Below are 13479 nucleotides of genomic sequence, written 5' to 3' on the forward strand. Positions count from 1 at the left end.
CTTTTTTAAATAATTCTAACTTGTTACATGCGTTACACAACATAATTTGTGAAAGTTGATTGTAAGTTAGTCCATAGGAGTATATTGTCACTCAAGGGCTTCAACAAAATTAAGAACAGAAATCAAGCCACTCATCGTTTCTATTTGATGAATTGGGATACCGCTAGTGACTCTATTTTCGGACGTTAAAAAAATCTTCATCGCAGCCTGATCACCACCTGTCAAAGCATGTAAAGCCTGGTATAGACGAATCAGCAACAGTGCTAATTTCCCCTGTTTAGAATTTGGATCTAATTCAGGTTGGTTTTGCAATTGAGTGATTGCCTCAACATCCATATCTAGCACTATTGCGAGCTGAGACTGACTAAGGGAAAGCAGTTTGGCAGCCCTAAGTACTGACTTTCCCAATACAGCTGCTGGTACTACCTGCTGTTCCAATAACGTCATAGCATCACCTCAAGCTCTAATTTTACTGATCAAGCCTTAAATCTAACAATATCACACAAATTACTAGATAAAACGATCACCTATTCCTGTTCGTAGCATACCAGTTATTCTTACTTGTTAGACGACAAGAAATAGTCACATAAGCTAATTTTGCCGACACCTGATGATTCATACTTACACCACGCCCTGCTGCTTCCAAGGTAAGTTTTTGATGAACAATGATGGAACAAGAACAATAAATCGACCACTATATTAACCAAGGGGGCAGTTTTTAAATGCCGTTAGGGGGGGCATTTTTACACTGCCGCTAACACAGCTATCTTCCTATTTTTTTAAAATAGGTTTCACATTTTGAAGCGGGGCCAAAATTATATTTTAAAGCGGTATTGGCTCTAGCTGTTGCATATTCAATACCTTGAATTTCACGCTGCTGAGCAAAAACTTGAATCGCAGGATGTAACTGTTCTGAGCAACTGGCATCGTTGCTAAAGTATTTTAAAGTCTTGGTATTGGAAAAATATATTGCAGCAAACAATCGCCCATCTTTAAACACAATCGCGGATGAAGCATCTAAAGTGCTTCCAGACCGACCTTCATAATACAGCGCCTCATCTGTTTTCAGTAAATATGGCGCTGAGTAATTGTCAAAATTAGATTGAAATTTTAGATAATCATGCTTTAACAATGTTTGAAGTTCTGTTTGTATTTTTGGATTCAAAACAATTTGAGGAATTGATGAAATATCTGAATATTGAATGAAGTCTAGTTCTTGAGCATGAGTAAAAACGGAGATTGAAAAAAGTAGAAAAAGATAATAGTGATTTTTCATATCAAATTTATTATTTTTATGTCCATATTGACTTACTTATGGATTGTTCATTTTATATGGACACTTATGGAGTATCGATAAGGGTAAAACCTTTTTGCATCGTATTCATAAACATTCTCCACAAATGTTTGGTAATTTAATTATAAGCTTTGTAAGCTATTTTATACTTAGCACTAAACGTGCCAACTTTTATTATAGACAATTCTCGCAAAAAAACAGCATCTTACACATAATTTTTTTTTCACATTCAAACTAACTGTTTATTTATGTTAAAAAGTGACAATAATTGTCAGATTAAAAAATTTCAGCTTAACAAATTTTGTCATTTTTAGAGAAATAGATCACATTTTTAAATTATTACATCATCTATTTTTTAGTTATTTGATTTATATTTTAGCAAATTTAAGTTCTGTGCGATGGATGTCTTTGTACTTTTGTACTTCTCTACTTTAAACATGGGAAACCATCTATGGCACAAAAAAGTAGAATTCTAGAATTGCAAATGGAAAGGTTTTTTTAAAAAATTACTCCTAAACCCTCCCCCCCTTTAAAAGAAGGAAAGGGATTGGTTGATAAAAATCTATCCCAAAATAATCGGCGCATTGCCCAATTCATTTTGCTGATCTAGCAACTGACGGTCATAAAACGCATCCAAAATTTCACCAATTTCTTGCACACCTGTGATTACCGCTTGCCGATACTGCTGCTGTGCCAAACCCTGCACAATATGCGCACAGACTTCATCCCACACCTGTTGCGTGGTCGCTGTTTTAATGCCACGGTCAATCACAATTTCCACCTTGCGTTCACACAAATTCAGGTACAGCAAAACGCCGCTGTTTAGTTCAGTATCCCAAACACCTAGCTCTGCAAACAACTGGCGTGCGCGGGTATGTGTATCTACCGCATACGCCAAACGCGAGGGTAAACAGCCTTCTATCACCACCTGAATTTCACCCACATGCCCATGTTCAGCAGCACTCACTGCTTCTGCAATCGCATGTTGATCCTGCGCATTAAAGAAACGCTTAGTAGCAGGCAAATAAAAGAAGTGCTTCAGCCAACGCTTTACACTCGGACGGGCTGCAATGTCCATTTTCGGTTGAGTAATAATTTCTGTTGTATCTGTTGTAGTTACCATGATCCTGATGCTCCTCCCCCACCAAAGCCACCACCGCCGCCGCTATAACCGCCCCCACCACCAAAACCGCCACCGCCACGTCCGCCACCACGCCCCGCAGAGGACAAGAAAATTTGGAAAATGGTCTGTGCAATGGCAGTGATGAGTAAAAAGAAAATTCCTGCGCCAATCATTAAACTAGTGATGAAGCCTGCACCATTGACCAAACCTGCCACTGTACCTGCCACGGCAGCGGTTGAAGCACTTAAGCGTTTTCCAACAATCAGTGAGCCAATTACCCCTGCAATTAAAATAAATAAAGCAGTGCCCAAGGTTTTTTCACGCGCCTGTTGTTCTTGCAGCGCTTGTTCCTGACGTTGCTTCAGTTCTTGCGCAGCCTGTGCAGCAACTTCAGGGTCTAAGTTTAAAATCCGTTCAATTTCTGCCAAGCCTGCGTCAATGCCTTGTGCATATTGCGCTTGCTTAAAATATGGCGTAATGCGTTGGTTAATAATCCGACTGACCACAATATCGGGTAGCACGCCCTCTAAACCATAACCTGTTAAAATTTGAATCCGACGGTCATTGACTGCAATTGCCATCAACACACCATTATCTTGCTTGGCAGAACCGAGCTGCCATTGTTCTGCGACCCGCATGGCAAAATCAAAAATATCCTCCTGCCCTGTGGTCGGTACAATCACCACCCCAATTTGTGCTTTGGCTTGTTGATGTAAATTTAAAATCCGCTGGCTGATTTGCTGTTTTTCTGCAGCAGTGAGCAAATTGGCTTGATCTACTACGGGCTGATTCAAGGTCGGCAAAGCACGGATAGATTTACCCTCTGCCATATCATTGGCAATTTGCGGTTGCTGAACGGGTGTTTCTATAGGTGCTTGCTGAGTGCTCGATGTAGGCTGACCTGAGTTTGCAAGACCAGAGATAGGGTTGGCATTTTGAGGATGCTGTTGCTGCACAATTTTACCTAGCACCACAGCTTCGGCAGTTTCATCGGTTGCAGTGGCAACTTCACTATATACCAAGCAGCTGAAACACATAACTGCCATGAGCAGCAGCATCTGCGCTAGATTTATACAGATCTTGCTGTGCGATTGCAGCATCCAGACATCCTCCTAGGCGTTATTCAAACGAAACTTTCGGTGCAGTTTGTGCGCTTTGCTCGGCACTGAAGTTTGGTTTGGTGTCCATGCCAATCACTTTGGCGGTCATTACTTGCGGGAACTGGCGTGCATAGCTGTTAAAGTCTTGCACTGTGCTGATGTAACGGTTACGCGCCACGGCAATACGGTTTTCTGTGCCTTCTAGTTGTACTTGTAAATCACGGAATTGCTCATTGGCTTTTAAGTCTGGATAATTTTCAGACACCGCAATTAAACGTGATAAGGCACTGGTCATTTGCGCCTGTGCTTCCTGATATTTCTGGAATAACGCAGGGTCTTCTAATACCGACTTATCCACTTTTAAGCCTGCGACATTGGCACGTGCCTGAGTGACTTCAGTCAAGACTTGTTCTTCATGCTTGGCATAGCCTTTGACCACATTCACCAAGTTTGGCACTAAATCAGCACGGCGTTGATATTGGTTTTGGACTTCTGACCAAGATGCTGTCACGGCTTCATCTTTCACTTGTAAGGTGTTATAGCCACATCCGCTTAATGTCAAAGTACTGGTTAAAGCCACTGCGAGCATGGTTTTTTTTGTGAAATTCATAAATTAACCTCTAAATTTTCTTTGTATTTGTTTGAAATGATTCCATTCTAACGTGAAATTCTGACCTGTTTGTGTATTTTGTTTAATCGAGCGAATCACCAAACTGTTTACATCCAACAATAACCTTGTACAGCAGATTGAATTGATATTAAGATTTCTGCTCTTAGGCTATATATGGCTCAGGGATGGCAATATATTCCGCAAGAAGATGAGCGGGATAAAATATCCAATAAAAAAGGACTGAATTCCTTAAAACTCAGCCCTTTCAAGATCTAAGCAAAACAAATTCGTTTAGATCTCTAAATAATCTAAAATACCTTCTGCCGCCTGACGACCTTCCCAAATTGCAGTCACGACCAAATCAGAACCACGCACCATATCGCCCCCTGCAAAAATTTTAGGGTTAGACGTTTGGAACTTAAATGTTTGCTGTTCTGCTGCAACTACACGACCTGAACCATCTACCCCAATATTGGCAGAGGCAAACCAATCTGCAGGGCTGGCACGGAAACCAAAAGCAAGCAATACCGCATCTGCAGCTAAAACCTCTTCTGAACCTGGCACAGGCTCTGGGCTGCGACGACCACGACTGTCAGGCTCACCCAATTGTGTAGTGACCACTTTAACACCTGTGACTTTGCCATTTTCACCGACAATTTCAATGGGTTGGCGATTAAATAAGAAGTTCACCCCTTCTTCGCGGGCGTTGGTCACTTCACGGCGTGAACCTGGCATATTGGCTTCATCACGACGATAGGCACAAGTGACTTGCTGCGCACCTTGACGAATAGATGTACGGTTACAGTCCATGGCAGTATCCCCACCACCCAGTACAATCACTTTTTTGCCTTCAACACTAATGTATTCTGCAGGGTCTTTTTCCCAGCCTTGGCAACGGTTGACATTGGCAATCAAGAAATCCAGCGCATCATAAACACCATCTAAATCTTCACCGGCAAATCCACCTTTCATATAGGTATAAGTGCCCATGCCCATAAACACGGCATCGTAATCTGCAAGCAATTGTTCAATCGTGATATCTGTACCAATTTCGGTATTTAAACGGAATTCAACCCCCATGCCAGAAAAAATTTCTCGGCGGCGTTTCATCACGTCTTTTTCCATTTTAAATTCTGGAATACCAAAGGTCAGTAAGCCACCAATTTCAGGGCGTTTGTCAAAGACCACTGGTTTGACGCCATTACGCACCAAGATATCGGCACAGCCCAAACCTGCAGGGCCTGCACCAATAATCGCAACTTTTTTATCGGTCCATTTCACATGCGACATATCTGGACGCCAACCCAAGGCAAAAGCAGTATCGTTAATGTACTTTTCGGCATTGCCAATGGTCACTGCACCAAAACCATCATTTAAGGTACATGCGCCTTCACACAAACGGTCTTGTGGACAAACCCGTCCACAAACTTCAGGCAAAGTATTGGTTTGATGACACAATTCTGCCGCCTGAAAAACACGACCTTCCGAAATTAGTTTAAGCCAGTTCGGAATGTAGTTATGCACAGGGCATTTCCATTCACAGTACGGGTTACCACAGCCCAAACAACGATGGGTCTGATTGGCCGCCACTTCTGCAGTAAACGGTTTATAAATTTCCACAAACTCATTTTTGCGGACATCGAGATCTTTTTTCTCTGGATCTTGGCGTGCTACATCCAGAAATTGAAAGTCATTATGTAGGCGTTCTGCCATGTCTTTCTCCGTAGGTGGATGTGGATAACGCGACATTTACACTGGGTATAAGTCTAAAGTTATCCACATCTGCCGAATGCTGAGTCGTGGATTATTGTGGATCTGCTTGGGTGGTTTTCAACAAAGTCTGCAAGTTGGCAGCTTTTGGTTTTACCAGCCAGAATTTACGGCTATAGAAATCAAACTCATGGCGGATTTTATAAGCCCATGCACTGCCTGTTTCGGCAATGTGTTCATCTAAAATACGTCCTAAGAATGCTTTATGTTCTTCCATCGCTTCCGTTGAAATACGATTCAGCTCAATCAGTTCATGGTTGTAACGGTCTACAAAGTCATTATCTAAGTCCAGTACATAGGCAAAACCACCTGTCATACCTGCACCGAAGTTATGTCCCACTTTGCCCAATACCGTTACAATCCCGCCTGTCATATATTCACAGCAATGGTCGCCAGCACCTTCAATGACTGCAAAAGCACCTGAGTTACGAACAGCGAAACGCTCACCTGCCGTACCTGCAGCAAATAATTTACCACCGGTTGCACCATAGAGACAGGTATTACCAATAATGGCCGTATTCTGCGTTTGGAACGGCGAACCTTTTGGTGGGAAGATGGAAATACGTCCACCCGCCATGCCTTTACCCACATAGTCATTGGCATCACCTTCAAGTTTGATATGCAAACCTCCTGCATTCCAAACACCTAAAGATTGTCCCGCTGTACCCGTAAGGTTCAATTTGACAGGATGATGTTCCATGCTCAAGTTACCATAACGACGCGCAATTTCACCTGAAATACGGGCACCAATTGAACGGTCACAGTTGCTCACATTAAAGTAATACTCGCCCCCTGTACCTGCTTCAATTGCAGGCAACATTTCTGCAATCATTTTTTCAGCCAAGATACCTTTATCAAACGGTGCATTGCCTTCAACCTGACAGTATTGCGCTTTGCCTTCTGCCGCAGGGTGCGATTCCAACAAGGCACTTAAATCTAAGTGCGCATGTTTTTCGGTTTCACCTGGTAAAATTTCTAGCAAGTCGGTACGGCCAATCAAGTCTTTTAAGCTCGCCACACCCAATGCGGCTAACCATTCACGGGTTTCTTCCGCAATGAAAGTGAAGAAGTTGATCAGCATTTGTGGTTCACCAATATAGTGTTCCTGACGCAAATGATCTTGTTGAGTCGCTACCCCTGTTGCGCAGTTATTTAAGTGGCAAATACGTAAGTATTTACAACCCAAGGCAATCATTGGGGTTGAACCAAAACCGAAGCTTTCCGCACCTAAAATTGCCGCTTTCACCACATCTAGGCCAGTTTTTAAGCCACCATCGGTTTGCACACGAACTTTGCCACGCAAGTCATTCACACGTAATGCCTGATGCGCCTCACTTAAACCCAATTCCCACGGCGAACCTGCATGGTGAATAGATGACAGTGGCGATGCTGCTGTACCGCCATCATAGCCCGAGATGGTAATGAAGTCGGCATAGGCTTTGGCTACACCTGCTGCAATGGTCCCCACGCCTGGTTCAGATACCAACTTGACCGATACCATGGCTTGTGGATTGACTTGTTTTAAATCAAAAATCAATTGTGACAAGTCTTCAATCGAATAAATATCGTGGTGTGGTGGTGGTGAAATCAAAGTTACACCCGGCACAGAGTAACGCAAACGTGCAATCAAGCCATTCACTTTACCGCCAGGTAACTGACCACCTTCACCCGGTTTTGCACCCTGTGCCACTTTAATCTGCAACACTTCTGCAGAGGTTAAGTAAGCAGGGGTTACCCCGAAACGCCCTGAAGCAATCTGTTTGATTTTTGAGTTACGAATCGTGCCATAACGCGCAGGGTCTTCACCGCCCTCACCTGAGTTTGAACGCCCACCAATGGTGTTCATAGCAATGGCAATCGCTTCATGTGCTTCTGGCGATAACGCACCCAAAGACATCCCCGCAGAGTCAAAACGTGGCAGGATTTGCTCAACCGACTCCACTTGATCTAAGGCAATGGAATGGTCTGTTTTTAACTTGAATAAATCACGAATGGTTGCAATTGGACGATTATTTACAATTTCTGCATATTCTTTAAAATCTGCATAATTGCCTGAACGCACCGCTTTGTGTAAGGCATTGATCACATCTGGGTTAAAGGCATGGTATTCCTTGCCAAATACAAATTTCAGCAAACCACCCTGATCAATCGGCTTACGTGATTTCCATGCAGTGTCTGCCAGTTTTTTCTGATCATTTTCAAGGTCGGCAAAGGTTGCCCCCTGAATACGGCTTGGCACACCGCTAAAGCAGGTATTCACCACTTCAGCAGACAAACCAACCGCTTCAAATAATTGTCCACCACGGTAAGAGGCTACAGTTGAAATACCCATTTTAGACAGAACTTTGAGCAAGCCTTTTTCAATGCCTTTGCGGAAATTGCTTTGCGCAAAGACTGGATCGCCCAATAATTCACCTTTGGCAATCAAGTCATTGATCACATCATAAGCCAAATATGGATATACCGCTGTTGCACCAAAACCGAGCAATACTGCAAATTGATGTGGGTCACGAGCAAAACCTGTTTCGACAATAATGTTGGCATCGGTACGTAAACCGACTTGAATTAAGTAGTGATGTACTGCACCTGTGGCCATGACGGCATTGGCAGGCAAATAGCCTTCACGGATTTTTTTATCAGTAAGCACCAATAAAGTTTTTCCATCACGCACCGCTTGCGCAGCTGCTTCACAAATACGCTGAATAGCAGCTTGCAGACCTTCACTTTCTGCATAGTTCAGATCGATGTCGGCAATTTCATAGCCTTTACGCCCTAAAGTACGAATCTGATGCATTTTGGAATTGGTCAGTACAGGGCTTGAAATAATCAAGCGGTCTGCATGTTCTGGGCCTTGCTCAAATACGTTTTGTTCACGGCCTAAACAGGTTTCCAAAGACATCACGATCGATTCACGCAATGGGTCAATCGGTGGATTGGTTACCTGTGCGAACTGCTGACGGAAATAATCCGACACATGGCGTACCTGACGTGATAATACTGCCATTGGCGTATCATCACCCATGGAACCCACAGCTTCCTGACCACTTTCTGCAATTGGACGCAATAACTGGTCACGTTCTTCAAAGGTCACCATAAACATTTTTTGTGCAGCTTTTAAGGCATCGCCTTTTAAACCGTGATCACATAAATATTCTTCAAGCTCTGGGCTACCTTGTAAACGGATTGAATTTTCACGTAACCATTCACGATAAGGACGCATTCTTTTCAGATGGTTATTCACATCCTGCGTATCTAGCACTTTGCCAGTAAAGGTATCGACTACCAAAATTTGACCTGGACCAACACGTCCTTTAGAAATCACATCTTCAGGCTCATAACCCCACACCCCAATTTCAGAGGCCAAGGTGATGTAGCCGTTTTTGGTAATCACCCAACGTGCAGGACGTAAGCCATTACGGTCCAGCATACAGATGGCATGACGGCCATCCTGAATTACTAAACCTGCTGGGCCATCCCACGCTTCCATGTGCTTAGAGTTGAACTCATAGAAAGCACGTAAATCGGCATCAATGGTTTCTACGTTCTGCCATGCAGGCGGAACCAGCATACGCAAGGCACGGAATAAATCCATTCCCCCACCCACCAGAATTTCCAGCATGTTGTCCAAGCTAGAGGAGTCTGAACCTGTACGGTTTACAATTGGGTTTAGCTCTGTCAAACCTGGCAATAATGGATTTTCAAATTTAGGGGTACGTGCCATCGCCCAGTTCCGGTTGGCGGTAATGGTGTTGATTTCACCATTGTGTGCCAAGTAACGGAAAGGCTGCGCCAACGGCCAACGTGGCAAAGTGTTGGTCGAGAAACGCTGGTGGAACACCACAATATGTGATGCCAGACGTTCATCGGCAAGGTCGGTATAAAAGTCTGCAATCGCTGCAGGCATCATCAAACCTTTATAGCTGATCACGGTTGAGCATAGCGTGGTCACATAAAAATATGGATCGGCAGTCAATTGCTGCTCGGCACGACGACGCGCCAAGAATAATTTGCGGTTAAATTCAACTTCAGTCACACCCAATGGGCAATTGACAATAATTTGCTCAAAAGCAGGCAAAGACTGCATGGCGATTTCGCCCAATGCGTCATTATTGGTTGGCACCACACGCCAAGCCAAAACTTTACAGCCTTCTGCTTCAATTTCTTTGGTCAGGATATTTTTAGCATGTGTCGCCAAAGCAGGGTCAAGGTTCAGAAATACCGTACCCACTGCAAAAATTTCGCTCAGAGTAATGTCACTTAAGCGTTTTGCTTCTTCACGGAAAAATTGCTTTGGCATCGCCAACAGCAAACCACATCCATCGCCCGTTTTACCGTCTGCGGCAATACCACCACGGTGGGTCATGCAACTTAAGCTATGAATGGCAGTCTTGACGAGATCATGGCTTGCATCACCCTGCATATGGGCAATTAAACCGAAACCACAGTTATCTTTAAACTCATCCGGTTGGTATAAACCTTGAGCGGGAGCTACAGTATTAGGCGATGGCATGTGCATAGCGTACCCTTCTTTTACTTGCCCAATTGGGCCAATTAAACAATCTGTTTTTGCGATTTAACTCAATTTACAACTCTAAACATCAACTTAGAGTAAATGACCTATCTCTCATTTACGCAACTTTTACACTTGAATGTAGCAGGTAAATTTGACAGTTTCGCACAATCATTGAATCTTTTTTGCGCCAAAATAGGGACAACAACTCAATTCACGCACCAATAAAAGCAAAAATAATGCCAACTTTATTTTTTTATTCAACCATAACCAAATTTCAGCATTCACCGCATAAATGTAAAATAAAATCGCATTTTTAAGTCAAATTCGCACTGTTTTTGTGCACTTCATTATTTTTATACACCATGCTGCGCCATTTTAGAACGCAATTATGCATGAGAAGAATAGTATTTTTAGATCAAATTGGTGCAACTGAGCCAGAATAGCTCAATGCGAATCATAGACAAAAAGAATAGAACAAATAAAGGCAAGCGATGGTTTGAATGACTAAAATGAAGCTAAAAGAATATTGGAAATATTTGTGATTAGTTAAAAGGATCGCGCACTTCAGGTTCAGTTGCATCGGGCTGAACAGGTGCAGTACCACTTTGTGATTTTTGTACATCCACGACATTACCCTCCTGATCACGGCGGGTAATCGTAGTACTGGTGGTACTATTTTGTGGGGCAACAGCCTGCGTAGTCGGCGCAGTCGTTGTGGTTGCAGGTGGACGCGCTAAAACACTTTCATCGATTACAGGCACAGCTGCAGGACGTAAATTTACTGCATATAATTTGGTGCTCAATCGAATTTCATCTGCGCCTAAATCATTGACATAAGGACGATAATCTGCAAATTGCACCACTACAGGCTGAATGGTTTCAGGAAATTTGAATGGCAGTGCTGTCAATGCATGTGCAGCTTCGCGTTTATTGCCAAAACTACCATATAGCATCACATATTGTTCAGACTGCCCCTCACCACTTAAACGAATATAAAACAGTTTGCTCCGATCTGTTTGCTTTTTAATAAAACTTTTAATGATGTTTTCATCACTGACCCGAAACAATTCAATTGTGCTGTTATTTTTTTGTTCCTGAATAAATTTAGTACCCCGAAATTCAGCCTCATGCAAGCCTGAAGCCGTTAATCGCGTGGTGAGCTCCAAAGGTCGAACTTCTTCTTGTAAACCACCTAAATAAGTGGTTGCAGCAACCTTTTCAGGTTGAATTTGCAGATCAATTTCAGACTCAGGTTGTTTTTCAATTTCAACCAGTTCGTCACGGTCAGTCACCGCCCAAAAAATCAGTGCCGCCAATAAACACAGCATTGCGCCCAGCAACCAAATCGACTGTTGAATTTTTTGCCAGTGTGTACGCAGTGCTGTCATATGCTGCCTTTATGCTTGATTGGCTATAATCGCCTGTTTCATCAATTCTAAGTCAAACTCTTTGGTGATGATGGCTTGACCCAGTTGCTTCATGAGCACCAAACGCAATTGACCATTCAACACTTTTTTATCATGTGCCATATAAGCCAAAAACTTGTCCAGTGGAATTTTCGGACATACTATCGGTAAATTAGCACGAGAAATGATTTTTTTTGTACGCTCTAGATCTTCGGCAGAAATCCAGCCCATGCGCTGCGATAAATCAGCGGCCATCACCATTCCTGTCCCGACAGCTTCACCATGTAACCATTCACCATAACCCAAATAAGATTCAATTGCATGCCCAAAGGTGTGCCCAAGATTCAATAAAGCGCGCTCACCTTGCTCTTTTTCATCATTGGCAACAATACGTGCTTTGTGTGCACATGAACGATATACCGCTTCTGCCAATACAGCAGGATCACGCGCCACTAATGCTTCCATATGCGTTTCAAGCCATTCTAGAAACTCAACATCTCCCAAAAGAGCATATTTAATGACTTCGGCTAAGCCTGCAGACAACTCGCGCTCAGGTAAAGTATTTAGTTGAGACATATCGGCCAGCACCACTTGTGGTTGCTGAAACGCGCCAATCATGTTTTTACCCAGTGGATGATTAATCCCGGTTTTGCCACCCACACTTGAATCGACTTGTGACAATAAAGTGGTCGGTACTTGAATGAAGTACACCCCACGTTGGAAGCTTGCCGAAGCAAAGCCTGCCATATCGCCAATCACGCCACCACCCAAAGCCAGCACTGTACAGTCGCGGTTAAAACCCGCTTCAAGTAAAGCATCGAAAATAAGAGTCAGATGCTGAATATCTTTGTATTGTTCTCCATCAGGCAAAATACAGGTTGCCACTTTTTTGCCCAGTGCTTCAACAGCGGTCACATAGTGACTTAAATACAAAGCTGCAACCGTGGTATTGGTTACAATCATTACTTGCCGCCCTTGAATATAAGGTGCAAGTAGTTCTTGGGGTTGAAGATCACTACCAATAAAAATAGGGTAACGGCGATCGCCGAGTTCAACATGTAAAGTCTGCATGAAAAGAGTCGCTTTCTTCCTAAGATATTTGCTCTGAAACAATCGTATTTAATATTTTTTGTGCCAAATCACGTGCAGCACCCTGATTGGTTTCAATAATATAATGTGCCACCTCACGATACAACGGATCACGCACTGCAAGCAAATCGCGTAATTTTTGTTCGGGGTTTTCGACTTGAAGTAAAGGACGATTTTTGTCGCGATAGGTTCGCTGAAGTTGAATTTCAACAGGAGTATATAGATAAACAACAATACCGCGTTGTTTTAAAAATTCACGATTCGAGGCTTGAGTTACCGCACCACCACCTGTAGCGAGTACAAGTTTATGCCGTGTGGTTAACTCATCAATGACTGCTGTTTCACGACCACGAAACCCTTGTTCGCCTTCTTTTTCAAAGATCCAAGGAATCGTAGCGCCTGTTTTACGCTCAATTTCATGATCACTGTCTAGAAATTGACGCCCTAACAATTCCGCCAAATGGCGTCCTACAGTAGTCTTACCTGCCCCCATCGGCCCTACCAAATAGATATTTGGTAGGGTATCAAACTCTTTGCTTAGCAAGGAGTCACCTATAAATTTTGTTTAAATTGA

General features: G+C 43.1%; 10 protein-coding genes. All 10 read right to left on the minus strand.

Going from position 1 to position 13479, the window contains the following annotated elements:
• Nucleotides 1–87: 87 nt before the first annotated feature.
• The 10 genes from K1T76_RS12020 to aroK all read right to left on the minus strand — a co-directional run bounded on the left by K1T76_RS12020 (nucleotide 88) and on the right by aroK (nucleotide 13449).
• Nucleotides 88–447 (minus strand): antitoxin Xre/MbcA/ParS toxin-binding domain-containing protein, encoded by a 360-nt coding sequence (locus K1T76_RS12020; protein WP_005018086.1) that lies wholly within the window; start codon nucleotides 445–447, stop codon nucleotides 88–90.
• Nucleotides 448–763: 316 nt separating this feature from the next.
• Nucleotides 764–1276, minus strand: a complete 513-nt coding sequence (locus tag K1T76_RS12025; protein WP_017400556.1) for a hypothetical protein — start codon at nucleotides 1274–1276, stop codon at nucleotides 764–766.
• 580 nt (nucleotides 1277–1856) lie between these two features.
• Nucleotides 1857–2417 (minus strand): TPM domain-containing protein, encoded by a 561-nt coding sequence (locus tag K1T76_RS12030; RefSeq protein ID WP_230245463.1) that lies wholly within the window; start codon nucleotides 2415–2417, stop codon nucleotides 1857–1859.
• Nucleotides 2411–3517: a TPM domain-containing protein gene (locus tag K1T76_RS12035; RefSeq protein WP_230245464.1), complete on the minus strand. Its 1107-nt coding sequence runs from the start codon at nucleotides 3515–3517 to the stop codon at nucleotides 2411–2413. The genes K1T76_RS12030 and K1T76_RS12035 overlap by 7 nt, the downstream gene beginning before the upstream one ends.
• 19 nt (nucleotides 3518–3536) lie before the next feature.
• A complete protein-coding gene (locus K1T76_RS12040) occupies nucleotides 3537–4127 on the minus strand; it encodes a LemA family protein (protein ID WP_019836149.1) in 591 nt (196 codons plus the stop codon).
• Between the two features lie 291 nt (nucleotides 4128–4418).
• On the minus strand, nucleotides 4419–5840 hold the full coding sequence (locus K1T76_RS12045) for an FAD-dependent oxidoreductase (RefSeq protein WP_230245465.1): 1422 nt from the start codon (nucleotides 5838–5840) through the stop codon (nucleotides 4419–4421).
• A gap of 91 nt (nucleotides 5841–5931) precedes the next feature.
• Nucleotides 5932–10407: a glutamate synthase large subunit gene (gltB, locus tag K1T76_RS12050; RefSeq protein ID WP_230245466.1), complete on the minus strand. Its 4476-nt coding sequence runs from the start codon at nucleotides 10405–10407 to the stop codon at nucleotides 5932–5934.
• Nucleotides 10408–10952: 545 nt separating this feature from the next.
• Complete coding sequence (locus K1T76_RS12055) at nucleotides 10953–11798, minus strand: hypothetical protein (protein ID WP_230245467.1); 846 nt, start codon at nucleotides 11796–11798, stop codon at nucleotides 10953–10955.
• Nucleotides 11799–11807: 9 nt separating this feature from the next.
• Nucleotides 11808–12887: a 3-dehydroquinate synthase gene (aroB, locus tag K1T76_RS12060; protein WP_230245468.1), complete on the minus strand. Its 1080-nt coding sequence runs from the start codon at nucleotides 12885–12887 to the stop codon at nucleotides 11808–11810.
• Between the two features lie 19 nt (nucleotides 12888–12906).
• Nucleotides 12907–13449 carry a shikimate kinase AroK gene (gene aroK, locus K1T76_RS12065; RefSeq protein WP_230245469.1) on the minus strand — a complete coding sequence of 181 codons (543 nt, stop codon included), beginning with the start codon at nucleotides 13447–13449 and terminating at the stop codon, nucleotides 12907–12909.
• Nucleotides 13450–13479: the final 30 nt, after the last annotated feature.

It is taken from the genome of Acinetobacter sp. PW68, assembly GCF_020982655.1.
GTDB classification, from domain to species: domain Bacteria; phylum Pseudomonadota; class Gammaproteobacteria; order Pseudomonadales; family Moraxellaceae; genus Acinetobacter; species Acinetobacter towneri_A.

What these genes read in the sequence shown, in the direction of transcription:
- K1T76_RS12045 (WP_230245465.1), bottom strand. Translation starts at nt 5,840, where the DNA reads ATGGCAGAACGCCTACATAATGACTTTCAATTTCTGGATGTAGCACGC.
- gltB (WP_230245466.1), bottom strand. Translation starts at nt 10,407, where the DNA reads ATGCCATCGCCTAATACTGTAGCTCCCGCTCAAGGTTTATACCAACCG.
- K1T76_RS12030 (WP_230245463.1), bottom strand. Translation starts at nt 2,417, where the DNA reads ATGGTAACTACAACAGATACAACAGAAATTATTACTCAACCGAAAATG.
- K1T76_RS12055 (WP_230245467.1), bottom strand. Translation starts at nt 11,798, where the DNA reads ATGACAGCACTGCGTACACACTGGCAAAAAATTCAACAGTCGATTTGG.
- K1T76_RS12020 (WP_005018086.1), bottom strand. Translation starts at nt 447, where the DNA reads ATGACGTTATTGGAACAGCAGGTAGTACCAGCAGCTGTATTGGGAAAG.
- K1T76_RS12040 (WP_019836149.1), bottom strand. Translation starts at nt 4,127, where the DNA reads ATGAATTTCACAAAAAAAACCATGCTCGCAGTGGCTTTAACCAGTACT.
- K1T76_RS12025 (WP_017400556.1), bottom strand. Translation starts at nt 1,276, where the DNA reads ATGAAAAATCACTATTATCTTTTTCTACTTTTTTCAATCTCCGTTTTT.
- aroB (WP_230245468.1), bottom strand. Translation starts at nt 12,887, where the DNA reads ATGCAGACTTTACATGTTGAACTCGGCGATCGCCGTTACCCTATTTTT.
- K1T76_RS12035 (WP_230245464.1), bottom strand. Translation starts at nt 3,517, where the DNA reads ATGCTGCAATCGCACAGCAAGATCTGTATAAATCTAGCGCAGATGCTG.